Origin of the sequence: Neorhizobium sp. IRS_2294, assembly GCF_050500145.1 — a bacterium.
Taxonomy (GTDB): domain Bacteria; phylum Pseudomonadota; class Alphaproteobacteria; order Rhizobiales; family Rhizobiaceae; genus Neorhizobium; species Neorhizobium soli.
In genome coordinates this window covers 1880948-1904361 of the sequence record NZ_CP191439.1, presented here as the reverse complement: position 1 = coordinate 1904361, position 23414 = coordinate 1880948, and the positions used below count along the sequence as shown (strand labels likewise).

22 protein-coding genes and 2 pseudogenes are annotated in these 23414 nt (G+C 60.3%); 13 read left to right on the top strand and 11 right to left on the bottom strand.

The annotated features are described in order from the left end of the window. The first annotated feature begins 444 nt into the window (after window positions 1–444). Window positions 445–813, top strand: coding sequence for an Hpt domain-containing protein (locus ACQY1K_RS09280; RefSeq protein ID WP_062456603.1), 369 nt, complete (start codon window positions 445–447; stop codon window positions 811–813). 119 nt (window positions 814–932) lie between these two features. Beyond that, window positions 933–1253 carry a 2Fe-2S iron-sulfur cluster-binding protein gene (locus ACQY1K_RS09275; RefSeq protein WP_062456606.1) on the top strand — a complete coding sequence of 107 codons (321 nt, stop codon included), beginning with the start codon at window positions 933–935 and terminating at the stop codon, window positions 1251–1253. 448 nt (window positions 1254–1701) lie between these two features. Here the strand turns inward: ACQY1K_RS09275 and ACQY1K_RS09270 are convergent, their stop codons facing one another. Then, on the bottom strand, window positions 1702–2316 hold the full coding sequence (locus ACQY1K_RS09270) for a DUF922 domain-containing Zn-dependent protease (RefSeq protein ID WP_430257155.1): 615 nt from the start codon (window positions 2314–2316) through the stop codon (window positions 1702–1704). A 181-nt stretch (window positions 2317–2497) separates the two neighbouring features. Here ACQY1K_RS09270 and folP point away from each other — a divergent pair, with 181 nt between their 5' ends. Genes folP through folK form a run of 3 tightly spaced genes read left to right on the top strand, consistent with a single transcriptional unit; the run spans window position 2498 to window position 4165 of the window. Beyond that, window positions 2498–3289, top strand: coding sequence for a dihydropteroate synthase (gene folP / locus ACQY1K_RS09265; protein WP_430258956.1), 792 nt, complete (start codon window positions 2498–2500; stop codon window positions 3287–3289). Then, window positions 3289–3654: a dihydroneopterin aldolase gene (gene folB, locus ACQY1K_RS09260; protein ID WP_092660822.1), complete on the top strand. Its 366-nt coding sequence runs from the start codon at window positions 3289–3291 to the stop codon at window positions 3652–3654. The genes folP and folB overlap by 1 nt, the downstream gene beginning before the upstream one ends. A 7-nt stretch (window positions 3655–3661) precedes the next feature. After that, on the top strand, window positions 3662–4165 hold the full coding sequence (gene folK, locus ACQY1K_RS09255) for a 2-amino-4-hydroxy-6-hydroxymethyldihydropteridine diphosphokinase (RefSeq protein ID WP_430257153.1): 504 nt from the start codon (window positions 3662–3664) through the stop codon (window positions 4163–4165). Here the strand turns inward: folK and ACQY1K_RS09250 are convergent. From ACQY1K_RS09250 to ACQY1K_RS09235, 4 genes are all read right to left on the bottom strand, one after another. Further along, window positions 4155–4709, bottom strand: coding sequence for a hypothetical protein (locus ACQY1K_RS09250; RefSeq protein WP_062456618.1), 555 nt, complete (start codon window positions 4707–4709; stop codon window positions 4155–4157). The genes folK and ACQY1K_RS09250 overlap by 11 nt on opposite strands. 103 nt (window positions 4710–4812) lie before the next feature. Next, window positions 4813–5886, bottom strand: a complete 1074-nt coding sequence (locus ACQY1K_RS09245; RefSeq protein WP_430257152.1) for a YcjF family protein — start codon at window positions 5884–5886, stop codon at window positions 4813–4815. Continuing rightward, on the bottom strand, window positions 5883–7349 hold the full coding sequence (locus ACQY1K_RS09240) for a YcjX family protein (protein WP_430257151.1): 1467 nt from the start codon (window positions 7347–7349) through the stop codon (window positions 5883–5885). The genes ACQY1K_RS09245 and ACQY1K_RS09240 overlap by 4 nt, the downstream gene beginning before the upstream one ends. Window positions 7350–7430: 81 nt before the next feature. Beyond that, on the bottom strand, window positions 7431–7940 hold the full coding sequence (locus tag ACQY1K_RS09235; RefSeq protein ID WP_062458026.1) for a SixA phosphatase family protein: 510 nt from the start codon (window positions 7938–7940) through the stop codon (window positions 7431–7433). Between the two features lie 265 nt (window positions 7941–8205). Between ACQY1K_RS09235 and dksA the strand changes: the two genes are divergently transcribed. Beyond that, window positions 8206–8625, top strand: a complete 420-nt coding sequence (dksA, locus tag ACQY1K_RS09230) for an RNA polymerase-binding protein DksA (protein ID WP_062456626.1) — start codon at window positions 8206–8208, stop codon at window positions 8623–8625. A gap of 106 nt (window positions 8626–8731) precedes the next feature. Here the strand turns inward: dksA and ACQY1K_RS09225 are convergent, their stop codons facing one another. Next, the gene (locus tag ACQY1K_RS09225; protein WP_430257150.1) at window positions 8732–9820 is read right to left on the bottom strand and encodes a flagellar biosynthetic protein FliO; all 1089 of its coding nucleotides are present in this window, start codon (window positions 9818–9820) and stop codon (window positions 8732–8734) included. A 275-nt stretch (window positions 9821–10095) separates the two neighbouring features. On the opposite strand from ACQY1K_RS09225, the gene cckA reads away from it, so the two are divergent. The 7 genes and pseudogenes from cckA to ACQY1K_RS09190 all read left to right on the top strand — a co-directional run bounded on the left by cckA (window position 10096) and on the right by ACQY1K_RS09190 (window position 19502). Further along, window positions 10096–12717, top strand: a complete 2622-nt coding sequence (gene cckA / locus ACQY1K_RS09220) for a cell cycle histidine kinase CckA (protein WP_430257149.1) — start codon at window positions 10096–10098, stop codon at window positions 12715–12717. A 245-nt stretch (window positions 12718–12962) separates the two neighbouring features. Further along, entirely contained in the window at window positions 12963–14051 is a 1089-nt protein-coding gene (gene recA / locus ACQY1K_RS09215) for a recombinase RecA (protein WP_062456635.1), read from the top strand. Window positions 14052–14279: 228 nt separating this feature from the next. Next, a complete protein-coding gene (gene alaS, locus ACQY1K_RS09210) occupies window positions 14280–16937 on the top strand; it encodes an alanine--tRNA ligase (RefSeq protein WP_430257148.1) in 2658 nt (885 codons plus the stop codon). 53 nt (window positions 16938–16990) lie between these two features. Then, window positions 16991–17857, top strand: a complete 867-nt coding sequence (gene ttcA, locus ACQY1K_RS09205; RefSeq protein WP_430257147.1) for a tRNA 2-thiocytidine(32) synthetase TtcA — start codon at window positions 16991–16993, stop codon at window positions 17855–17857. Window positions 17858–17897: 40 nt separating this feature from the next. Next, window positions 17898–18722, top strand: a complete 825-nt coding sequence (locus tag ACQY1K_RS09200) for an inositol monophosphatase family protein (RefSeq protein ID WP_430257145.1) — start codon at window positions 17898–17900, stop codon at window positions 18720–18722. A 96-nt stretch (window positions 18723–18818) separates the two neighbouring features. After that, window positions 18819–19034: pseudogene (locus tag ACQY1K_RS09195) on the top strand (ArsR family transcriptional regulator); the annotation flags it as partial. Continuing rightward, window positions 19018–19502, top strand: a pseudogene (locus tag ACQY1K_RS09190) (SRPBCC domain-containing protein). The pseudogenes ACQY1K_RS09195 and ACQY1K_RS09190, both read left to right, overlap by 17 nt. 526 nt (window positions 19503–20028) lie before the next feature. Here the strand turns inward: ACQY1K_RS09190 and ACQY1K_RS09185 are convergent. The 5 genes from ACQY1K_RS09185 to ACQY1K_RS09165 all read right to left on the bottom strand — a co-directional run bounded on the left by ACQY1K_RS09185 (window position 20029) and on the right by ACQY1K_RS09165 (window position 23313). Further along, window positions 20029–20298, bottom strand: coding sequence for a DUF6959 family protein (locus ACQY1K_RS09185; RefSeq protein ID WP_430257144.1), 270 nt, complete (start codon window positions 20296–20298; stop codon window positions 20029–20031). A 690-nt stretch (window positions 20299–20988) separates the two neighbouring features. Further along, entirely contained in the window at window positions 20989–22194 is a 1206-nt protein-coding gene (locus ACQY1K_RS09180) for a multidrug effflux MFS transporter (protein ID WP_062456653.1), read from the bottom strand. 118 nt (window positions 22195–22312) lie between these two features. Then, window positions 22313–22645: a Grx4 family monothiol glutaredoxin gene (gene grxD, locus ACQY1K_RS09175; RefSeq protein WP_062456655.1), complete on the bottom strand. Its 333-nt coding sequence runs from the start codon at window positions 22643–22645 to the stop codon at window positions 22313–22315. A gap of 151 nt (window positions 22646–22796) precedes the next feature. Beyond that, a complete protein-coding gene (locus ACQY1K_RS09170) occupies window positions 22797–23060 on the bottom strand; it encodes a hypothetical protein (protein WP_113165594.1) in 264 nt (87 codons plus the stop codon). A gap of 16 nt (window positions 23061–23076) precedes the next feature. Next, the gene (locus ACQY1K_RS09165) at window positions 23077–23313 is read right to left on the bottom strand and encodes a BolA family protein (protein WP_062581431.1); all 237 of its coding nucleotides are present in this window, start codon (window positions 23311–23313) and stop codon (window positions 23077–23079) included. Between the last annotated feature and the right edge of the window lie 101 nt (window positions 23314–23414).

The window sequence follows — 23414 nt, the reverse complement described above, 5'->3', positions numbered from 1 at the left end:
ACCCGGCGCTTTCGTTCCAGCTCTGCCGCCTGCAGGCTGGAAGTCGGGTCGCCGACCGGAACCCGGCCCGTGCGTCATGCTGGCCGCAATTCCACTTTACTCACAATTCGAACGGCCGTTGTTGCAAACGGATGATAATGAAAGCTTACCACCGTTCCGCCGTCAGACGCAGGATGGTTTACACACCCATCTCAACCGTCCTGTAGTGACACATTCGTGTCTTTCACACAATTGCTCGGCCGGGATCGGCCCGGAAAGCAGATTTGTTGTTAACAGAATTTAAACCACGAAAAATGTCGAAACCCCTGACATTTCGTGAGGTTGATGGAAATTAACCATGTCCCGAAATTTGCGCCGTGATTGTGCCGGAATTTAACGGGATAGGCAGCCGCTGTCCCGCATCACTGGGACGCATGATTGAGCCCCAAAGAGGAACAGAGTTTCATGTCAGCGGCGAATACTGCTTTTTCAACGCCCACTAGCCCGCGCGGGGCATGTCCTTCGCAGTCGCGCCCGATCGATCTCGTGCATCTTGCCCGCCAGACGATGGGCGACAAGACACTGGAAAACGAAGTGCTGATGATGTTTGCCCGCAACGCCCGCCGGGCGCTGCAGGACATGACGGGCGCAGACGCTGCCGGGGTTGCGATGACGGCGCATCGCCTGAGGGGGGCTGCATCTGCGGTCGGCGCGTTCGGCGTTTCCAAAGCGGCAGAGAAACTGGAAGCAGACGGTGCCGACGCCGCGCATTTGGCCGCGCTTGCCGCGTGTGTCGTGGAAGCCGAGAACTTCATCCTGAAACTCTGCCGCTGATCCGTGACAGTTGGAGGGCGCCGCAAGACAACGGCGCGTCGTCCGTTCGTGTTGACTGGACCGGTGATTTATCGGAAGACAACCGGCCAAGACTGCCACTCAATGCGGATTTCCTGATTATGACGAAACTGACCCTCGTTGCCTTCGACGGTACGCGCTTCGATATCGAAGCTGACAACGGCTCCACAGTGATGGAGAACGCCGTGCGCAATTCCGTGCCAGGCATAGAGGCCGAATGCGGCGGCGCCTGTGCCTGTGCCACCTGTCATGTCTATGTCGACGATGGCTGGACCGAAAAGGTCGGTCCTCCGGCAGCGATGGAAGAAGACATGCTCGACTTCGCCTTTGAGGTGAAGCCGACCTCGCGGCTGTCCTGTCAGATCAAGATCAAGGCCGATCTCGACGGTCTGATCGTGCACGTTCCAGAACGTCAGGCCTGAACCAAACCAGACGACCCTCTTCCAAAAAAATGCCTCGCTGCGCAGTTAGCGCAAGCGAGGCAAGGCAGGCGCATAGCCGCAAGGCGAGGGAGGAAAACGCCTGCGGCCGCAATTGCGCCGGGGAGACCTGTGAAGCTTGTACAAGGCAACAACGCGGGACCTCTCTCGGTCCAAGTGCCTGATCGCGGCCGCGAACATCTGCGGCGCCTGAACGGGTGGATCCTGGCACCGTGGCCGGGATCGCGGGCGGCTGGATAACCCTTGATATGGGTCGTTCACAGCGCCGTTCTGTTGCTACGGTTTTAGCCCAGACACACACATTAGTATATTGTTATAAGTCACCGATGAATGACAGGGTGGTGCGAAAGCTCCGCGCAAGTCTCGGGAAAGGTCGGGCTACGGGTCGGTTGATTGGCTGTGCCGATCGATGTCGTCTTTCGCTGCCCGATCAGTCGCGCTTCATCCGGTATTTCAGAAGACGGGTCATCCGCTCGTCGAAGTTCTTCAACTCGACCTGGTCGAACCGCATCTGTTCCCGGTCGTGTGCTTCCAGAAGATCGCGAGTCGCATCGGCGACCTTCTTCTCGAGACTATCGCAACTGCTGGGCGTCGAGAGGTCCAGAAGCTGTCTCTCGAGAATGCGGGCATGGGTGCGGGCAATTTCGGCATGGCGTTCTTCGTGGCGCTTGATGTCTGCCGAAAGCGTGTCCCATATCATGCCAAGATCCGCGTCTGCACGACGTCGATTGATCCAGCGTGGCAGAACGATATGGGTACGCAGTGTGACCCTTGCGGCGCCGACCGTGCATCGATTGGCGCGCTCGACATAGGTCACTTCCCCGCCGAATTTGATTTCGGTTGCACCGGGATGACGGTGGCCGGTCGTGCGGGTCAGCGGACCGCGTTTTTCCAGCTCCTTGTCGAGGTCTTCGGCAGTTTTGCCGCCGATCTGAAAATACGAGTAAGTCTTGGTGATGATCGGTGCGGCCGATGCGGGAGAGGCGAAGACGCCTGCAAGAAGTACGGTACCGATGAGACGGCGAACCGCGCGCATTGAAAACATTCTGTGGCCTGCAACGTTGAACTTTAAAAGAGCTTGGGGCATAGCGAGACCAAGCGCAACACGAGGTCCCTGAATTTTGCGTCAACTCTCCAAAGATGATTGGCCGGTGATATCGCGGCGCAACACGCACTGGCAATTGGCGCGCGGACGCGTGCTGGAACTCGGCGCGCAAGGCCATATCATGGCGATCGTCAACGTGACCCCAGACTCGTTTTCCGACGGCGGTCGGCATGCGCAAACGGATGGCGCCGTGCGGCATGCGCTGAGCTGCGTCGCCGAAGGTGCTGCCATCCTCGATATCGGTGGCGAATCGACACGGCCCGGCGCGGCGGCGGTGACGCCTGCCGAAGAACAGGATCGCATCCTGCCGGTGATCGAGAAGCTTGTCGGCGAAACCGACGCTATCATCTCGGTCGATACCTATCGTGCGGTAACGGCGCGGCTGGCGATGGCTGCCGGCGCCCACGTCATCAATGACGTACATGGACTTCAGCGCGAACCCGACATGGCTGATGTCGCGGCCGAGACAGGTGCTGGTATCTGCATCATGCATACGGGACGCGACCGGACGGATCGACGTGCGGACATGATCGAAGACCAGCAGTATTTCCTCACGCGGTCTCTCAAGATCGCGCATGCTGCCGGGATCAAGGATGCGGCGATCGTGCTCGATCCCGGGTTCGGATTTGCCAAGAACCGGGACGACGACATGGAACTGATCGCCCGATTCGGCGAGTTGCAGTCACTCGGATTTCCCTTGCTCGCCGGGACGTCGCGGAAGCGGTTTGTCGGTTCAGTCACGATGCGGGATCCGGCCGATCAGCGGGATATCGGCACGGCTGCAACGACTGCGATCCTCCGACTCGCCGGTGCGGCGATCTTCCGGGTTCATAATGTCGCGGCCAACCGCGATGCCCTGCTGATGGCAGATGCGGTTCTGGCGTCCCGTGCGGCGCAACGGGAGGAGGGCTGATGGGGACCTACAGCATCGCCTTGAAAAACTGCGCCTTCTTCGCTCGTCATGGAGCCTTTGCGGAAGAAGAGAGGCTCGGTCAGCGATTCTATGTCGATCTCGTCATGCATGTGGATGCCGAAGAAGCGCTGGAGGACGACAACGTCGAGAGCACCGTGCACTATGGCAAAGCCTATGAAATCGTCGAGAGGATCGTGACCGGCACGCGCCGCAACCTGATCGAGACGCTGGCCAAGGACATTGCTAAGGCGCTTTGCGCCTGGTCGTCGCAGATCCGAAGGGTCGAGGTGACGGTGCGCAAGCCGAGCGTGCCGATCCCGGGAATTCTTGATTATGCCGAAGTGAGGATCGAGCATGTCGCGTGACGGCTCGATGAAATTGGTAGCCCTTGGGCTCGGCGGTAACGTCGGTGATCCGCGGGCTGCGATGGCAGATGCGTTGAGGGAACTCGATGCCCGATCGGACTGTCGGGTGCTCGCCGTATCCCGGCTTTATGCCACGCCGCCATGGGGGAAGACGGATCAGGCCGAGTTCCTGAACTGCTGCGCCCTGATCGAGACGTTGCTTCATCCCGAGCCGCTTCTCGATGTCTGTCTTGATATGGAAAGGCGGCGCAAGCGTGAGCGCGTCGAGCGCTGGGGCCCGAGAACCATCGATATCGACATCCTGACCTACGGCGACAGCGCGTATCACTCCGAGACGCTGGAGCTTCCCCATCCGCGCATGACGGCGAGGGGCTTTGTGATGATGCCGCTTGCCGATGTCGCGCCGGAAATGGTCCTCGGACAGAAAAATGTCCGCGACTGGCTGACAGAGGCGGACATCGAAGGCATCAGGATCGCTGACGCAGACAGGGACTGGTGGATTAGGGCTTGATCGAACCGACGGCGATCGAATCGAGATCGCGATCCAGCGACAGGCCGATCACGGGCACCATCTGGTCTTCGACCTTCACCGAGATGGTGATGTTCATCTTGTTCTCGCCGCGCAGGCTGGCGACCATTGCACCGTTCAGCTGGGCACGGTTGATGCCCATCACGACCTTGTCGCCATTGACGGAGCCTGAGACGATGTCGAGGCCCTTGCCCTGGGCGCCGTCCAGGAACTTGCCGGAATAACCGGTGCTGCTCTGGCTGATGACAGCGGACATCGGCTGCTGGAAGACGCCGACGCGGCAGGTGCCGTCGAGCTTGATGCCGACAGTGCCATCCGGCTGGGCAGCGCCAATCAGATTGCAGCTGAACTTGGTGCCCTTGTACTTGCCCGCGACGATTTCGCCCGGACCCTTCCAGACACCACCGACCTGCTGGAAAAAGGATTTGTCACGCGAAGCCGCGGAGGCCTCCGGTGCCAGGGCGGGAGCAGTTGCGATGGTCAGTGCAACGATGCCACCGAAAAGCGAAAAGAAGCGCGAATACATGTGCTTTCCCTTGGAAACCAGAAACTTCAAGTGCCTCGCAAATTAGCTTGGAATGGTTAATGACTGGTATCATTTCGGGTCATTAAGGGTCACAGAGGCGCGATCAATCGGTCTTGCGCGGGCCTACGGGAGAGATGTCGGACATGAAATCGCCGATCCCCGGGCGCTTCACAGCGCGGAAGGGAAGTGGGCGGCAAAGATCCATCGCGGCAATGCCGATACGCGCCGTCAGCAGGCCGTTGATGACGCCTTCGCCGAGTTTGCTTGAAAGCCTCGATGCCAAACCATGGCCCAGAACCTGCTGAGCGATTCCGTCTCCAACCGCGATCGAACCTGTCACCGCCAGATGCGCCATCACGTCCCGCATGAGCTTCAACAGTCCGAGCGTGCCTGGGCGCCCGCCGTAGAGGTCCGCCATCGCGCGGATCAGTCGTGTCACCTCGAACAGGACATAGACGAGATCAACGACCGCGCGGGGGCTGACAGCGGTGACGACCGAGACCCGTTTCGAGGCACCGAGGATGAGGATGCGTGCCTGCCGATCGAGCGGCGAAAGGAGTTCGCGCTCGGCAAGATCGATGAGTTGTGGCCCGTCGATGATGTCGTCTTTCGTCGCATCGAGCGCGGCACGTCCGCGGGCGGTCTCCGCCCGGTGACCTGTCAGTTTCGTGAGCGCGGCGACGACGGTTCTGGCTGCCGTCGGCCTTGGCGATTTCAGGGCGTCTTCCGCTTGCGTCTTCAGCGTCTGGACCGCAGCAAGCCGCATCATCCCGATGATTTCGCGACCGACCATGACCAGAAGCGCGACGATGCCGACGCCCAACGCTGCCGCTGCGGCGTAACCGAGCCAGTCGGACCGCGCAAAGAGATCCCGGATGATCCGATCCGCCCAGAGGCCGAACGCAAGCGACAGGAACGTGCCGAAGGCCGCGGCCGCGAGGTTGGCGAAGGAGAAACGCTTCCGCTTCACCGGCACGGCGACGGCCAGCGCGTCTGGTGAAAGTTCCTGCGGGCTGATGAACGGATCGAGCTCGTCCGGCGTGATGGCGATGCCATCGTCAAACCGGCGGGGTGCGCGGTTCGGGTGGGTCTGCGGCTCTTCTTTAGTCGGAATGTCGTCGTCTACGACGAAGGAAGTTGGGCGGCGGCGGTCATCGGTGATCTTGCGGTCGGTCATGCGAGGCGATCTCCCAGCAGAAACTGCATGGCGCGGTCGAGCCTGATATGCGGGACCGATAGGGTAATGCCGCCCTTTTCGTCGAGAGCCGGGGGACGGAAGCGCACCACGTTGACATCCGGAAGCTCGGAGCCCGGCTGACCGAGCTGCCGAAACAAGGCTTCCGGGTCGGCCGGAAGGTCGCCAGGGAAGATCGCCGTCTGCCGCGTGCCGTCGAAGACTTCGCCATTGATGGTTTCGCCTGCCATCGGTGTGCCGACGATGACCGGCAGTTGGTGACTGCCGTCCTTCACGGAAGCTTCACGCGTGGCGCGCACGGAGGCGATTGCCATCACGTCGATGCCGGCGCCGGCCATGCCGATCCGCTCGATGGCGCGGTCGACGAGGCGGCCGGTCAGGCGTTCCAGCCGGTCGTGGCTTTCGTGATGCAGATGGTCGGCCTTGGTGGCTGCGACCAGCACCTTGTCGATGCGCCGGCCGACCAGCGACGAGAAGAAGCTGTTGTGGCCGGGACGGAAGCAGGCGAGTACGTCGGTCAGTGCGCGTTCCAGATCCTGCACGGCCTCAAAGCCACGGTTGATCGCCTGGAGCGCGTCGATCAGCACGATCTGCCGGTCGAGACGCGCGAAATGCTCGCGGAAGAAGGGTTTGACGACGATTGTCTTGTAGGCGTCGTAGCGGCGCTCCATCATCGCCCGGAACGACCCCTTCGGGGCCGGCGTATCCGGAAGATCGGCGAGGGGCGCAAAGGTGAGGGCGGGCGAACCTTCCAGGTCGCCGGGCATCAGAAATCGCCCGGGCGGCAGGGTGGAGAGCGAGCGCTCATCGGATTTGCAGGCTTTCAGGTACGCCGCAAAACTCTCGGCCAGCCGACGCGCGGTTCCTTCGTCCGCCGGTGCGTCCATGTCTATGCCGGAGGCGAACGAAAGCCAGTCCTTCGACAACTCGGCGCGAATGCCGGTACGGGCAAGGGCTACCGTGTTGCGGCTGAAGGTCTCGTAATCCTGTGCCAGCAGCGGCAGATCGAGCAGCCATTCGCCGGGATAGTCGACAATGTCGATCGACAGCCGGCCGCGGGAAAACATCCGGTTCCATCCACTGGCGCTCTGGTATTCCAGCGTGACGCGGAGTTCCGAGATCGCGCGCGTCGAGTCCGGCCAGATCCGTTCGCGCACCAGTGCGTCGATGTGATCCTCATACTGGAAGCGCGGTATCGCGTCGTCCGGCTGCTGCTCGAGCCGCGCCTGCGAGACCCGGCCGGAGCGCATTGCCTCGAACAGCGGCAGTCGGCCGCCGTTCAGGAGATTGTGGACAAGCGACGAGATGAACACCGTCTTGCCGGCACGCGACAAGCCGGTAACGCCAAGCCGCATCGACGGATTGACCAAGTTCGATGCGCGATCGGCGAGATTATCGAGAGCAATCTTCGCGTCGTCGGTGATACTGGTGAGCGCTGGCGGCAAGGTGTCGTCCCAAAACTGTTTGTCGCTATATAGGGACCGTTAGGCAATGCGCAAAGGGATGGGATGCCTTGGAATCTGTGGTCACGGCGTGATGAAATCTGTCAGGTTCCATGCGGGTCGCGAGCCGTCGCTTCGGCCTGCGTGATCGATGACAGCAAGGCCTGCCGTCGGATACCCTGAGGGCAGGGCGCGGGCTGCATGCTCTTTTCCGATCAGTTCCCCGAACACGTCCTCGATCGTCGGGTTATGCCCGACGAGCATCACCGATCCGCTGCGGTCGCTGGTAAAAATCAGCGCGAGATAGGTGCCGACCGATCCGTTGTAGACCTCGTCGATGAATTCGGGCTCGATGGTTTCGCTGATTGCGCGGCGCACCGCCTCCGCAGTCTGGCGGCAACGCATAGCCGTCGAACTGATAACAGCGTCGGGGCGGTAGCGACGGTCCGCCGCCTTGTCGGCAACGATTTCCGCTTCGGCGAAACCGTCCGTCGTCAGTGTTCGATCGAAATCTCTCTGACCCTGTTCCGGGTTGGCCGCCCGGCCGTGCCGGAGAAGGTAGATGCGTGACGGCGGCGGCGCGAGTGTCGGCATATCGGTGAAAGACGCCATTTCATTCTCCTTTGACCGCCTGGACGGTAATTCCGTGACTTCGGAACTTCAACCACGCCTGCGCCATGATTGCCAGTTGCGCTGCCCAGGAACCGGTTTCAACCGAAGTCGATTAAAGCATAGAAAATAGTCATTTAGCTGATTTTTGTGACAATTTTAAAATTGCCTCAATAACGAGCGGAAGGCTTGAACCGGAACAACCAAAGCGATATAGAGCGGCCACGAGATGTTCTTCAGGAGAATCGCGTTGAGTGAGAAGATCGATCTTAGCAATTATGTACTCTCGGAAACCGACGAGTTCATGAATGCAAACCAGAAGGCGTATTTCCGGGCAAAACTGACGGCCTGGAGAAACGATATCCTGCGGGAGGCGCGGGAGACTCTGGATCATCTGGCAGAGGAAAGTGCCAACCATCCCGATCTGGCCGATCGCGCATCTTCGGAAACCGATAGAGCCATCGAGCTTCGTGCCCGTGACCGGCAGCGCAAGTTGATCTCCAAGATCGACGCGGCGATGCAGCGCATCGACGACGGGACCTATGGCTATTGCGAAGAAACCGGCGAGCCAATCGGACTGAAGCGTCTTGACGCCCGGCCGATCGCAACCCTGTCGATCGAGGCCCAGGAGCGGCACGAGCGTCGCGAAAAGGTCTATCGCGACGAATGATTTCTGCTTGACGCATGGTCTACGGCAGAAACGACAAAAGGCACGGGAAACCGTGCCTTTTGTCGTTTGATGTCATGGATACGGGCAAAGCCCGCGGCCCTGCATGTCATTTATCGCGCGTGGCGGACATTTCCCCAAATATACGGGCGACTTCGTCCTGAAGTGATGGCTCGGCAGTCGCGCCGGTAATCGGTGCGACAGCAGGATCGCGCTGCGGCAACTGGCGGTTTGGTGCTGGCACCGCGATCGTCTCGCGGCCGGCGTTTTCCCGCGCCGCAAGGTTTTGTGCCATTTCCTCTTCCAGAATTTTCTCGAAATCACTCCCGAGCATCTTCGGCTTTTCGAGAGCCGACTGTACGCCGGTCGAGAGGTCCTCAGGATTGATCGGAACAACGCGCGACGGTTCGGCCGGCTGGTCGGGCTCGGCGTGAGCAAGAACCCGACTGCGCGCGGCTTCAAGCGCGTTTGCCGCATCGTCGACCCTGGATGGTGCAGGCTGCGGGATCGCCGTGATCGCTGCCGCGGCGATCGGCGCTGTGGCAACGCCAGCGGCTGTCGAAACCGTTGCCGGGATGACGACGGTCGGTGCCGGCCGCTGCGGCTCGGGGGCGGACTGTCTCGCTGGCGGATCCAGTCGCTGCGGGGCGGGTGGTGATACGGACGCAGTCGGCGTCGGCTCCGACCGGGATACCGGGCTCACAGGGCGAGCGGGAATGGGAGATGGCTGGGTCGCGAGTGGTGGCTTCGCACGCGGGGTGTCGTCGCGCACAGAAATCTCCCGCATGGGCTCAGGCCTTTCGGCCTCTGGCAGAGCTGCCGGGCGAGGGTCCGGACGCTGCCTCTGGGCAAGTGCGGGACGCGGTTCAGAAGGCGCGCTTTCAATGGCGGAGGGCTGTGAGGGCGAGTTCGTCGCGATGCCGGTTTCGATCACGATATCGGTCGGCCCGCCGATCATGACGAGGTGCTCCACGCCGTCGCGGCGGATCAGCACGAGGCGGCGGCGTGCATCGACGGCTGCCGCATCCAGCACCTGCAGCCGCGGATTGCGGTTGCGTCCCCCGCGGACGAACGGCGACGGTCCATTGCGACCGCGCAGCATCCACAAGATGCCGAACAGGAAGAGAAGCCCGATGCCGACACCGAGGACCGCGATAACCATCCGGCTGCCATAGGCGCCCATCAGTTCTTCGGCCATATGCTGATACTCCTCATGCCAATCGTCACATTTGAAAAGACGACAATTTTCGCTTCGATCAAGGGGTGCTGCGATGCTGTCTTGATGGAAAACATCACTTCGGAGAGGAAAGATAGGGCACAAGTCTTCACTGTCCCGGGTTTTCTGGCACAACGGAGCTTTTTGCGTCGCCGACAACTTGCTAAGAAGGAATCATAGGGTTTTCGGCTCCGTGGAGCATGACGGCCGCAGTAGGATGGCTTCGGCAGTCGGCCGTTGCGAAATGCGAGGGATTGATGACGAAGTTGCAGCAGGGCGGCAACTACGAGACCCCACTGGTCGAGCGTAAGACGCGGGGTGGAACCATTCTTCGGATCGTGCTTCTAGCGCTGGTGCTGCTGGGCGTTGCAGTCGCTTTTGTGGTTTTTCAGCAGGCACTCGACAATGAGATTGTGCTCGGCCTGCTGGGCATCCTTGCCATGGTCGGCATATTTTTCCTCGTCTCTTCGATGATTGGCCTCGTGGAAGTCATGCCGCAATCGCGGTCCGACGATCTCGCCCGCGCTTTCCTGGCCGGCCATCCGGACGGTATCCTGATCACGGACATCAAGGGTCGCATCGTCTACGCGAACGCTGCCTATGGTCGGATGACCGGTGCGACGAAAAAGAGCGATATCCAGTCCCTTGAAACGCTTCTGTCCAAGTCGCGCGAATCCAACGAGGCGCTTTACAGGCTGACATCCGCGCTGCGGGAAGGCCGCGAGGGTCATGAAGAATTCCGCCTGCTGCAGCCGCTTGGCCGCAGCACGGGCACTGCCGTCGTTGGAGAGAATGGTGCGGGCGCCTTCTGGTACAGGCTGAAGGCCGGCCTTCTGGCGGGTTCGGGAAACAACAATGCGCAGCTCGACATCTGGCAGATTACCGACACGACCTCGGAACGGTCGGACCAGGAGCGCTTCTTTCGCGAACTGCAAAACGCCATCGACTACCTCGACCATGCGCCGGTCGGGTTCTTTTCCGCGGGCAAGAAGGGCGAGATCTTCTATCTCAACGCCACGCTGGCTGAATGGCTGGGTCTCGATCTGACCAAGTTTTCTCCTGGATCGATGACGATCGACGATCTCGTGGCGGGCGAGGGCATGGCGCTGATCCAGTCGGTTCAACCGGCGCCAGGTCTGAAGCGCACGGAGACGCTCGATCTCGACCTGCGCCGTGCCAACGGCCAGAGCCTGCCGGTGCGACTTGTTCACAGCGTCAGCTCCATGCGCGACGGTGCGCCCGGCGAAAGCCGCAGTGTCGTGATCAACCGGCCGCATGGTGAGGACACCGATCAATCCGCGTCGGCGATGCGTTTCACGCGCTTTTTCAACAACACGCCGATGGCCATTGCGTCCGTGGATGGCGAAGGCCGGATCCTGCGCATCAATGCGCCGTTCCTGCGACTGTTCGCCGGGGTTCTGACCCGCGACGACGTGGAAAGTGGTGCGTCGCTAGAGCGTATCGCGCACGAGACGACCCGCGATCAGCTGATGGCGGCGCTTGCTGCCGCACGCGACCGGCAGGGCGACATCACTCCGATCGATTCGCGGCATCCGGGTGACGAGACCCGCTATCTGCGTTTCTACGTCAATGCCGTGATCGACGAGAGCGACGAGGCACCCGAAGAGGCGGCCATCATCTATTCCGTCGAGACGACCGAGCAAAAGGCGCTCGAGACGCAGATGGCGCAGACCCAGAAGTTGAACGCTGTGGGAACGCTTGCCGGCGGCATCGCCCACGATTTCAACAATGTGCTGACGGCAATCCTTCTGTCCTCCGATCACCTGCTTTTGCAGGCGCGTCCGTCCGATGCGAGCTTTGCCGACCTGATGGAAATCAAGCGCAACGCCAACCGGGCCGCCGTTCTGGTGCGCCAGCTTCTGGCCTTCTCGCGTAAGCAGACGATGCGTCCGGCGGTGCTGAACCTGACCGACGTGGTGGGCGACCTGCGGATGCTGGTCGACCGGCTGATTTCCGGCACCAATGTCAAGCTCGATGTCGACTACGGGCGTGACCTGTGGCCGGTGCGCACCGACCTGTCGCAGTTCGAGCAGGTTCTGATCAACCTCTGCGTCAACGCGCGCGATGCGATGCCGCAGGGGGGCACGATCCTGATCAAGACCCGCAATGTGACGGCCGAGGAAACCAGCAGCTTCCATCAGGCCGATCTGCCGGCGGAAGATCTCGTGATGGTCGAGGTTGCCGACAGCGGCACGGGCATTCCGCCCGAGATCATGGACAAGATCTTCGAGCCGTTCTTCACCACCAAGGAAGTGGGCAAAGGGACAGGTCTCGGCCTTTCGATGGTCTATGGCATCATCAAACAGTCCGGCGGCTATATCTATCCGGAATCCGAAGTCGGTCGCGGAACGAGTTTCCGGCTGTTCCTGCCGCGTCACATTCCCGAAATACCGGTCATCACGCCAGAGGCCGCAGAGGCTGCAGCTCTGGCAGCCGCACAGCCTGTGGCTTTGAAAGCGCCGGCGGAAGACATGGATCTCACAGGCAAGTCTGCGGTCGTGCTGCTTGTGGAAGATGAAGAAGCGGTTCGCCGTGGTGGCAAGCGCATGCTGGAAACGCGCGGTTATACCGTGCACGAAGCCGGATCCGGCGTCGAAGCACTCGACATCATGGACGAGCTCGAAGGCAAGGTTGATATCGTCGTTTCCGACGTTGTCATGCCTGAGATGGACGGGCCGACGCTTCTGACGGAACTGCGGAAATCCTATCCGGATCTGAAGTTCATCTTCGTCTCCGGATACGCGGAGGACGCGTTTGCGCGCAACCTGCCGGCCGATGCGAAGTTCGGTTTTCTGCCCAAGCCGTTTTCGCTGAAGCAGCTTGCCGTTGCGGTTCGCGAGATGCTCGACTCGGACTGATTTTCCGACCCGCCTGCGAAACTTTATGGAGCCTCGCGATTCGTCCGTCGAATGCGAGGCTCCTTGCTTTAACGCCTGATTTTCCACAGGTTATGCGTGCGTGAACGTTCAGGGAACGAAATCGCGATAACGCAATTCAATCAAGCTGATAAAAGCCTCTTGATTGATTAGAACAAAAAGAGTACACGATGTCCATCGGCTGCTTCATTGCTTGCGTGGCGGCAATAACCTAAAGGTGGGACCTCATGGCACAGAATTCATTGCGGCTCGTAGAGGATAAAGGCGTGGACAAGAGCAAGGCGCTCGAAGCAGCACTCTCACAGATCGAACGTTCCTTCGGTAAGGGATCGATCATGAAGCTTGGCTCGAACGATAGCATCGTCGAGATCGAGACAGTTTCCACCGGTTCCCTGAGCCTCGATATTGCGCTCGGCATCGGCGGCCTGCCGAAGGGCCGTATCGTCGAAATCTATGGTCCGGAAAGCTCGGGCAAGACAACGCTTGCCCTGCAGACCATTGCCGAAGCCCAGAAGGGTGGCGGTGTTTGCGCCTTCGTCGACGCGGAACACGCACTCGATCCGGTCTATGCCCGCAAGCTCGGCGTCGATCTGCATAACCTCCTGATCTCGCAGCCTGACACCGGTGAGCAGGCGCTTGAGATCACCGATACGCTGGTGCGTTCCGGTGCTGTCGACGTTCTCGTCATCGACTCGGTTGCGGCATTGACCCCACGCGCCGAAATCGAAGGCGAGATGGGCGACAGCCTGCCGGGTCTTCAGGCCCGTCTGATGAGCCAGGCACTGCGCAAGCTGACGGCGTCGATCTCCAAGTCGAAGACGATGGTGATCTTCATCAACCAGATCCGCATGAAGATCGGCGTGATGTTCGGTTCGCCGGAAACGACGACAGGCGGTAACGCGCTGAAATTCTACGCGTCCGTTCGTCTCGACATTCGCCGCATCGGCCAGGTCAAGGAACGCGAAGAAGTCGTCGGCAACCAGACACGCGTCAAGGTCGTCAAGAACAAGATGGCGCCTCCCTTCAAGCAGGTCGAATTCGACATCATGTATGGCGAAGGCGTGTCCAAGACCGGCGAGCTCGTCGATCTCGGCGTCAAGGCTGGGATCGTCGAGAAGTCGGGCGCATGGTTCTCCTACAACAGCCAGCGCCTTGGTCAGGGCCGCGAGAACGCGAAGTCGTTCCTGCGAGACAATCCGGAAGTGGCCCGCGAAATCGAAACGTCGCTGCGCCAGAATGCCGGCCTGATCGCCGATAAGTTCCTGCAGAATGGCGGACCCGATGCCAATGACGGCGACCAGGCCCCCGACCCTTGATCGGACCTGGGTTGGGATGCCGATCTAGGGTATCCTGTCGCTGATCTTCGCCGGTTTTTCGGCTTTCAAATCTTGCCGGCCGCCATCTACGAGATGCGCGGCCGGTCTGCGTTTCGGGTGGGTTTGGGATGATTAGGGGTGCTGTGGCTGGACAGTCGGGAACGCGGACGATACAAGCCTTTCGTCTTCGAATAACAGCATCGCACCCGGCGATAAAAAGGGCTTAGCATGAGCGGCGTGAATGAAATCCGGTCGACGTTTCTCGACTATTTCCAAATGAACGGCCACGAGGTTGTGTCCTCGTCCCCGCTTGTGCCGCGCAACGACCCGACGCTGATGTTTACCAATGCCGGTATGGTGCAGTTCAAGAACGTCTTTACCGGTCTTGAAAAGCGGCCCTACACCACGGCCACCACCTCGCAGAAATGCGTACGCGCCGGTGGCAAGCACAACGATCTCGACAATGTCGGTTACACCGCCCGCCACCTGACCTTTTTCGAGATGCTGGGCAACTTCTCGTTCGGCGACTATTTCAAGGAAAACGCGATCGAGCTTGCCTGGAAGCTGGTCACCGAAGGCTTCGATCTGCCCAAGCACCGCTTGCTGGTCACCGTCTATTCGGAAGACGAGGAAGCTGCGACGCTGTGGAAGAAGATCGCCGGCATTTCCGACGACAAGATCATTCGCATTCCCACCTCCGACAACTTCTGGCAGATGGGCGATACCGGCCCCTGCGGTCCGTGTTCGGAAATCTTTATCGATCAGGGCGAGAATGTCTGGGGTGGGCCTCCGGGCTCGCCTGAAGAAGACGGCGACCGCTTTCTGGAATTCTGGAACCTCGTGTTCATGCAATACGAGCAGACGGCACCGGGCGAGCGTTCGCTGCTGCCGCGTCCGTCGATCGATACCGGCATGGGTCTCGAGCGCATGGCCTGCGTTCTGCAGGGCAAGCAGAGCGTGTTCGACACGGACCTGTTCCAGACGCTGATCGGCACGATCGAGGATGTGCTGAGCGTGAAGGCGGAAGGCAGTGCAAGCCACCGCGTCATAGCCGACCATCTGCGGTCCTCCGCCTTCCTGATTGCCGACGGGGTGCTGCCATCCAACGAAGGCCGCGGCTACGTGCTTCGCCGCATCATGCGCCGCGCCATGCGCCATGCGCAGCTGCTCGGTGCCAAAGAACCTGTGATGTACAAGCTGCTGCCGACGCTGGTTCAGGAAATGGGCCGCGCCTATCCGGAACTGGTGCGCGCCGAGGCGCTGACGTCGGAAACGCTGAAGCTTGAGGAAACCCGCTTCCTCAAGACGCTCGAACGTGGTTTGTCGCTGCTTTCGGACGCGACCAGCACGCTCGACAAGGGCGACATGCTCGACGGCGAGACGGCGTTCAAGCTTTACGACACCTACGGCTTCCCGCTCGATCTGACGCAGGACGCGCTCCGCGCCCGCGAAATCGGCGTCGATCTTTCGGGCTTTACCGATGCGATGGAACGCCAGAAGGCCGAAGCCCGCTCGCATTGGGCAGGCTCCGGCGACAAGGCGACCGAAACCGTCTGGTTCGAAATCAAGGAAAAGTTCGGCGCCACCGAATTCCTCGGCTATGACACCGAAACTGCCGAAGGCGTCGTTCAGGCGATCGTCAAGGATGGCAAGGCCATCGACAGTGCCTCGAGCGGCGATGCCGTTCAGATCGTCGTCAGCCAGACGCCGTTCTACGGTGAATCCGGCGGCCAGATGGGCGATGCCGGTTTGATCTCGACCGACCACGCCAAGCTTGAAGTGACCGACGTCCAGAAGCGGGGCGAGGGGCTGTTTGTCCATATCGCAACCGTGACCGAGGGCACGTTGAAGGCTGGTGACGCGGTCATTCTCGCCGTCGATCACGCCCGCCGTTCGCGCCTGCGCTCGAACCATTCCGCCACGCATCTGCTGCATGAAGCCCTGCGCGAAGTGCTCGGCACCCATGTGGCGCAGAAGGGCTCGCTTGTCGCTCCTGAGCGTCTTCGTTTCGACGTGTCGCATCCAAAGCCGATGTCATCAGAAGAACTGCAGGTCGTCGAGGATATGGCCAACGCCATCATCCTGCAGAACGCACAGGTTACGACGCGCCTGATGAGCGTCGACGATGCGATTGCCGAAGGGGCAATGGCGCTGTTCGGCGAGAAATACGGCGATGAAGTTCGTGTCGTCTCGATGGGCAAGGCTGTCGATGGCCCGAAAGCCGGCAAGCCCTACTCGATCGAACTCTGCGGCGGCACGCATGTCAACGCGACGGGTGATATCGGCCTTGTGCGCATTCTCTCTGAAAGCGCCGTCGGCGCCGGTGTTCGCCGTGTCGAAGCGGTGACGGGGGATGCGGCGCGTGTCTATCTCGCCGAGCAGGATGAGCGCGTGAAGACCTTGTCCGGTGCGCTGAAGGTTCAGCCGACCGAACTCGTTTCTCGCGTCGAGGCGCTGATCGACGAGCGTCGCAAGCTTGAGAAGGAGTTGGCGGATGCCAAGCGCCGGCTCGCCATGGGTGGCGGACAGCAGGGTGGTTCTGCGGACGACATTCGTGATATCGCTGGCATCAAGTTCATGGGCAAGGCACTGGCCGGCATCGACGCGAAGGACCTGAAGGGGCTCGCGGACGAAGGCAAGGCCACGCTCGGTTCCGGCGTCGTGACCCTGATTGGCGTTTCTGAAGACGGCAAGGCAAGTGCGGTCGTGGCGGTGACGCCTGATCTTATCGGTCGCTTCAGTGCTGTCGATCTGGTGCGGATCGCCTCTGCAGCGCTCGGCGGCAAGGGCGGCGGCGGACGGCCGGATATGGCGCAGGCCGGTGGCCCTGACGGTGCCAAGGCCAATGAAGCGCTGGAAGCCGTGGCGGCAGCGCTCGGCGCCTGAGAGTTGGAATGATCGGGCGGCCACTGGCCGCCCGTTTCACATGAGGTTTGGACATGGGATTGAACGCAACAATACCGGATGAGATCGACGAGGTCGTGGATGGCCTCGTGCCGTCCCTATTCAGGGATGCGCCGAGTTCGGTCTCGTTCAACAAGTTGCGCAAGCGGCTGCTGCGGCAGGTTCGTCAGGCATTCGACGATTTCGGCATGCTGAAAGATCAGAAACGCTGGCTGGTCGGCCTGTCCGGCGGCAAGGACAGCTATTCGCTTCTCGCCATTCTGCTCGATCTGCAGTGGCGCGGCCTGCTTCCGGTCGAGCTGCTTGCCTGCAATCTCGATCAGGGACAGCCGAATTTCCCCAAACACGTCCTGCCTGATTATCTCACCTCGATCGGCGTCAAGCACCGGATCGAGTATCGCGATACCTATTCGATCGTGAAGGAAAAGGTGCCGGCGGGCGGAACCTACTGCGCGCTCTGTTCGCGGCTTCGGCGCGGCAATCTCTACCGGGTTGCCCGCGAAGAGGGTTGCGACGCTCTGGTTCTCGGGCACCACCGGGAGGATATTCTCGAAACCTTCTTCATGAACTTCTTTCACGGCGGACGGCTTGCCGGGATGCCGGCGAAGCTTCTGAACGACGAAGGCGACGTGATGGTGCTGCGGCCGCTCGCCTATTGCGCCGAGGACGATCTGGCGAAGTTTTCTGCTGCCATGGAATTCCCGATCATCCCGTGCGACCTCTGTGGCTCGCAGGACGGGCTGCAGCGCAATGCGATGAAGGCCATGCTTGCCGATATCGAGACGCGCATGCCGGGCCGCAAGGACACGATGCTGCGGGCGCTGGCGCATGTGAACCCGTCGCATTTGCTTGACTCGAAACTGTTCGACTTCTCCGGCCTCAGCGCCAACCCCGCCACCTGATCTCCGACAAACTGCTCCCACTACTGCAGGATCTCATACAATGACCATGCCGCTCGATATAGCCAAGCTTGCCGATATCCTGCGCCTTGCGGCGAAGGAAGAGATCCTGCCGCGGTTCCGGCGGCTTGGAAGCGGCGACGTGCGTTCCAAAAGCGAGCCGTCGGATCTGGTGACCGAAGCGGACGAGGCGGCCGAGCGTCTGATCCGGCGCGAGCTTGAAGCGCTGGCGCCTGATGCTCTGTTTGTCGGCGAAGAATCGGTGGCCGCCGATCCGTCCCTGCTGGGCAAGCTTGGAGGTTCGGATTTCGCGATCGTCGTCGATCCTGTCGATGGCACGTTCAATTTCGCATCGGGCATTCCCGCTTTCGGCGTCATGGTTTCGGTCGTCTGGAAAGGCGAAACGGTGGCCGGCATCATCTACGATCCGATGGGTGACGACTGGGTGATGGCGGAAAAGGGCGCAGGCGCCTTCCTGCGCCGTCCTGACGGCGATGCGGTGCGCCTTGCAGTGGCAGAACCAAGACCGATCGGCGACATGGTCGGAATGGCGTCACCCGGGTATTTCTTCGGCGAGGAGAGAGAGCGGCTGCTGGCCAATCTGGCGAAGGTGCGTTTCTTTGCCAACTATCGATGTGCCGCGCACGAGTATCGCACCTTTGCCCGCGGGCACGTGCAATATCTTCTCTACAACAAGCTCATGCCTTGGGATCATCTGGCGGGCACCCTGATTGCCACGGAGGCCGGCGGTTATGCGGCGCGCTTCGACGGATCCGAGTACCTGCCGAACCACGTGGATGGCGGGCTGCTGGTCGCGACCTGCAAGGGCAGCTGGCAGATGCTGCGCCGCGAACTCATCGGCGACTGAGCCTTCAAGGGGTCGGTCCCAGTAGAGGGCGAAACGACACCGTAAGCCAACTCCGTTGTCCTCGTTGAACCCTCGTGTATTCTGGTGCCGGAAGGCGGCATGCGGAAGCATATCCAGGTTCTCGAACGAGCGGGGCTCGTTGTCACCGAGTAGATCGGACGGGTGAGAATCTGCAGGCTTGAGAAGCACGGACTTGAGGCGGAGGCCGAGTGCGTAGAGGCGCATCGAAAGCTTTTCGAGGCCCGCTTCGAACCATTGAATGAACTCATCAGTACCATGCAACGGGAGGTAACCGATGAATCAGCAAGTTGACGGGACATCATTGGAGCGCAGGGGCGATCGCGAATTGGTCGTCACGCGGACATTCAATGCGCCGCCGATTGCCGTTTTCAGGGCGTGGAGTGAGCCCGAGATGTTCCAGGCCTGGTGGGTGCCAAAATCGGTCCCTGGCCTGTCGCTCGTATCGTGCGACATGGACGTGCGTACCGGCGGCAAGTATCGGCTGGAATTCGGTGCCGGTGGCGATTCCGATACCATGGCCTTTTATGGCAAGTATCTCGAGGTCGTACCGAACGAGCGCATTGTCTGGACCAACGACGAGGGCGAAGAGGGCGCGGTCACGACCGTGAGCCTCGAGGACCAGGGCGGAATGACGCTGTTGCGTTTCCACGAGGTCTACCGTCCAAGGCGGCGCTTGAGGAGGCCCTGCAGGGCTCGGCGGTCGCATTGCCCGAGCAGTTGGACCAGCTCGACGAATTGCTGACCAGCAAAGCTGAGTAGCGCTGTTGCGGAAACGCATCGGGGCAACGTATGCCTTAGGCGCGCTAACCCCCCGAGCTTTTCGCGGGTGGTGAAGGCAAAGCAAACCAATCTCGCGGCGCCGTTCTATGTCCGCAACGGGCCGAAAGGCGTCTTCGGCAGCGTTGCGCCAGAAGCGGTCATCAAGCAACGGCGCTATCATGAAGTCTGCGGGAGCGATACTTCCTCATCCAAATCGGGATGAGGCAGACAGAAATGAACGCGTTCACTGATATCCAAGCATAGGCAAAGAGCAGGCCCGCGGCTGCCGCAGAACCAGCGCCGCCAGTTCGCTTCCAGTATAATTCCAGTGTTCTCGTGCAATCTCGGCGAAGGCTATTCCGTGAAAAAGGATTGGAAGCAGCCAGTTTAGCGTCCTATGCCCATAGCTGAGTGCGAGCCACTGCCCCCCTTCGGAAAGCACAGTTGGAACAAGAAGGATACTGAGAATGAGAAAATCTAACAAAGCTACTCCTCCTGCTCGCGTCGATATCAGACCTGCTGAACGTCAACGGAAGTAAGGCAGCTCGATCGCTTGCTCTGAGCAGACCTGTTCATAGAAGTTCTGGATTGCCAAAAGATCGTGGAGCAGCACTTCGATCTCGTCACCGAGTTCAGCCAGGTCTTGCTTCGCAAGAAGCCTCTGCATTTGAGCAACCTGCGTCGTCATGCTGTGCAGCGTATCGCCTTGGAAAACGACCCCCGGATACTTCCTGTCAGGCATTTGTACGACAGCGTAGTTGGACGGCGGTGTTAACATTGTCGCGTGGGAGGTCATAGTCGGTCCTCGATTCCTATATCATTACACGGAAGCATGACCGCAATGGGCCAACAGCCGTCTTCCGCTTCGCGCCAATTGCGGAAGTAGAACGTATTCAAGCTTGATCCAGTATCAACGTAAGGAAGCATAAATTTCAACAACCCGAATGACTGCTGCCGGCCGGTTGCGGACATAGAACGGCGCCGGCCGCTTGCGATGTGCAGCACTATTGCTTCGCTCGATTTACAACGATTATGCGGCCCAGAAATACGATAACAAAGGGTGTCCATAGTGCGAGGACTAAATAGTAGACTGCGGTCGCCCCGACACACTCACTTTCATCGATCCGACAGGACTGAGCTACTCCAAGGCGAAGAGGTGACAGAGCGAGGCCTAGTGCTGCTCCAACAACCAGCAGAGACATCCATGTCCGGAAACCTTGGCGAACGATCAAGGTGAATGTGATGATTGCGATACAAGGCAGCAAAGCTATCAACCCTAAAGGCATAGTTTCTTCCCAGTCAGTCACAGACGTAACTGAATACTATGCGATCTGATTGTTGTCGCAATGTCCGTTATCGGCCGAAAGCTGACTCTCTCCGTTAGAGTGTCAATTCGCCCTCTACCTGACCGACCCCTTCAAGACAAAGCGGATACGAAAAAGGCCGGATCGCTCCGGCCTTTTTTGCGCTCTGACGTGATGGACTGTCAGGCCTTGTGGTTGTGGGGCCGGAAGAGCTTTCCCTTTTCGCCGATCAGCACGAAGATCAGGCCGATGACCGAGACGGTAAAGAAGCCCGCCACCATCGGGGTTGCCGTGCCGTCGAAGGCCTGGCCGATGGATGCGCCGATGATTGCGCCGCCGACCGTGCCCATGAAGCCGAGGACCGAGGACGCGGTGCCCGCCACGTGGCCGAGGGGCTCCATTGCCAGCGAATTGAAATTCGAGGCGATCAGGCCGAACAGGAACATGGCCATGGCGAAGAAGGCCAGGAACAGCAGGAAGGGCATCGGTTCGGATGACAGCAACTGGACGCTCAGCCACAGGAAGGTGACCACGACGAAGCCGATGATGGCGGCGTGCGACAGCTTGCGCATGCCAAGCCGGCCGACCCAGCGGGAGTTGAGGAAGGCCGAGATCGACATGAACAGAGCGACCGCAGCAAACGCCACCGGGAACCAGACGCCGAGCTGATAGATGCCGACATAGACCTGCTGGGCCGAGTTGATGAAGCCGAACAGGGCGCCGAAGATGAACGTGCTCGCAAGCGTGTAGCAAAGCGCCATGCGATTGGTGAGCACGATCAGGAAGCCGGCGACGATGGACTTTACCGTGAACGGGCGAACGTCGGCCTGATCCAGCGTTTCGGGCAGCTTGCGGGCAACCCAGATCGTGACGATGATTGCGACGACGGCGATGAAGACGAAGATCAGGTGCCAATCACCAAACAGCAGCACGAGCTGTCCCGTTCCGGGCGCGATGATCGGGACGATCATGAACACCATCATGATCAGAGACATGACTTCCGCCATGGCGCGACCGCCGAACACGTCGCGGACGATCGAGACCGAGATGACGCGTGTCGCGGCCGATCCGATGCCCTGGATAAAGCGCAGGATGAGCAGGCCCGCAAACGAGGGGACGAAAACGACGGCGATCGCTGAGACAATGTAGATGCCGAGACCGATCAGGAGCGGCGTGCGGCGACCGAAACGGTCGGAGATCGGGCCATAGAAGAGCTGGGCGATGCCGAAGCCGAACAGATAGGCCGAGACGACATACTGTCGATGGTTCTCGTTCTCGACGCCGAGTGCTGCGCCGATCTGCTGTAGTCCGGGAAGCATGATATCGATGGCGAGGGCGTTGAGTGCCATCAGAGCCGCCATCATGGCAATGAATTGTGCCCTTCCCATGCCTTGCAGCTTTGGGACAACGGGATGTGAAGGATTTGTCACGGGGGATTTCCTAAAGAATGGGAAAGGCGCCGTGGGAGCGGCGCCTTCAAAATTTTGGAGAGTATATCAAGCCGGATCAGGCTGCGCGGACGGTAATGCCCTGTTCCTCGATATGGGTTTTGAGCTCGCCCGACTGGAACATTTCGCGGACGATATCGCATCCGCCAACGAACTCACCCTTGATGTAGAGCTGGGGGATCGTCGGCCAGTTGGAATAGTCCTTGATGCCCTGGCGGATTTCCGCGTCGGCAAGAACATTCACGCCCTTGTAGTCGAGCCCGAGGTAATCGAGGATCTGGACGACCTGGCCGGAGAAGCCGCATTGCGGGAACTGGGGCGTGCCCTTGAGGAAGAGAACGACATCGTTCGTCTTGATTTCGTTTGCGATGAAGTCGTGAATGCCGCTCATGATCTTTCCTTTCACACGCGGTTTCAAGGACCGCTGCGGTGTCTTGCCCCTTAAATAGCAAGGTGACCTTACTAATTCCAGCGCAATTCCGCTTGAAGTGTCAAACTGTTTACGCCTTCGCGCAACGCCACCAATGACGTGCCCCTTAGGGCTATCGGCTGCGTTGCTTGCTGCGGCTGGTGGCAGTGCGCCGGCGGCTCGTCTGCTTTTTCGCTGGCTTCGCAAGTTTTGATCGCGTTCTGGGCTTTTTGCCGGTGAACCTACCCGTGGTCGCGGACCGCGTGCTTCCCGATGCAGCGGCGCGCGTCTGACGCTTCTTGCGCTTGGAAGGCGTGCGGCCGTGCGACTTGCCCAGAAGCTGCTTGACGACATCGTCGACAACGCTGGTAACGATCTGCTTGATCAGGTCGGACATCGCACCGGCAGCCTCGTTACTCGGCGGGGGCGGAGGTCTGAAGCGCCAGGGCGTGCAGAACGCCGCCCATGTTGCCCTTCAGCGCTTCGTAGACCATCTGGTGCTGCTGGACGCGGCTCTTGCCGCGGAACGCGTCCGCGACGACCTCGGCTGCGTAGTGGTCACCGTCACCCGCCAGATCGCGGATCGTGACCTTGGCGCCGGGAATTCCGGCTTTGATCATGTCTTCGATATCGCCGGGACGCATGGGCATGGTGTCTTCCTCTTCTTCGGCCGCAAACTCATATCGCGGCATGCTTTGACCGAAAGACTGCCTGAAAGCAGTCTCCCGGTCAAAGAGGTAACAACCTCAAA

Bases quoted from the DNA above. Each gene is read 5' to 3' on its own strand.
- ACQY1K_RS09280 (WP_062456603.1), top strand. From the start codon at position 445: ATGTCAGCGGCGAATACTGCTTTTTCAACGCCCACTAGCCCGCGCGGG.
- ACQY1K_RS09275 (WP_062456606.1), top strand. From the start codon at position 933: ATGACGAAACTGACCCTCGTTGCCTTCGACGGTACGCGCTTCGATATC.
- ACQY1K_RS09270 (WP_430257155.1), bottom strand. From the start codon at position 2,316: ATGTTTTCAATGCGCGCGGTTCGCCGTCTCATCGGTACCGTACTTCTT.
- folP (WP_430258956.1), top strand. From the start codon at position 2,498: ATGGCGATCGTCAACGTGACCCCAGACTCGTTTTCCGACGGCGGTCGG.
- folB (WP_092660822.1), top strand. From the start codon at position 3,289: ATGGGGACCTACAGCATCGCCTTGAAAAACTGCGCCTTCTTCGCTCGT.
- folK (WP_430257153.1), top strand. From the start codon at position 3,662: ATGAAATTGGTAGCCCTTGGGCTCGGCGGTAACGTCGGTGATCCGCGG.
- ACQY1K_RS09250 (WP_062456618.1), bottom strand. From the start codon at position 4,709: ATGTATTCGCGCTTCTTTTCGCTTTTCGGTGGCATCGTTGCACTGACC.
- ACQY1K_RS09245 (WP_430257152.1), bottom strand. From the start codon at position 5,886: ATGACCGACCGCAAGATCACCGATGACCGCCGCCGCCCAACTTCCTTC.
- ACQY1K_RS09235 (WP_062458026.1), bottom strand. From the start codon at position 7,940: ATGCCGACACTCGCGCCGCCGCCGTCACGCATCTACCTTCTCCGGCAC.
- ACQY1K_RS09225 (WP_430257150.1), bottom strand. From the start codon at position 9,820: ATGGCCGAAGAACTGATGGGCGCCTATGGCAGCCGGATGGTTATCGCG.
- cckA (WP_430257149.1), top strand. From the start codon at position 10,096: ATGACGAAGTTGCAGCAGGGCGGCAACTACGAGACCCCACTGGTCGAG.
- recA (WP_062456635.1), top strand. From the start codon at position 12,963: ATGGCACAGAATTCATTGCGGCTCGTAGAGGATAAAGGCGTGGACAAG.
- alaS (WP_430257148.1), top strand. From the start codon at position 14,280: ATGAGCGGCGTGAATGAAATCCGGTCGACGTTTCTCGACTATTTCCAA.
- ttcA (WP_430257147.1), top strand. From the start codon at position 16,991: ATGGGATTGAACGCAACAATACCGGATGAGATCGACGAGGTCGTGGAT.
- ACQY1K_RS09200 (WP_430257145.1), top strand. From the start codon at position 17,898: ATGACCATGCCGCTCGATATAGCCAAGCTTGCCGATATCCTGCGCCTT.
- ACQY1K_RS09185 (WP_430257144.1), bottom strand. From the start codon at position 20,298: ATGACCTCCCACGCGACAATGTTAACACCGCCGTCCAACTACGCTGTC.
- ACQY1K_RS09180 (WP_062456653.1), bottom strand. From the start codon at position 22,194: ATGGGAAGGGCACAATTCATTGCCATGATGGCGGCTCTGATGGCACTC.
- grxD (WP_062456655.1), bottom strand. From the start codon at position 22,645: ATGAGCGGCATTCACGACTTCATCGCAAACGAAATCAAGACGAACGAT.
- ACQY1K_RS09170 (WP_113165594.1), bottom strand. From the start codon at position 23,060: ATGTCCGACCTGATCAAGCAGATCGTTACCAGCGTTGTCGACGATGTC.
- ACQY1K_RS09165 (WP_062581431.1), bottom strand. From the start codon at position 23,313: ATGCCCATGCGTCCCGGCGATATCGAAGACATGATCAAAGCCGGAATT.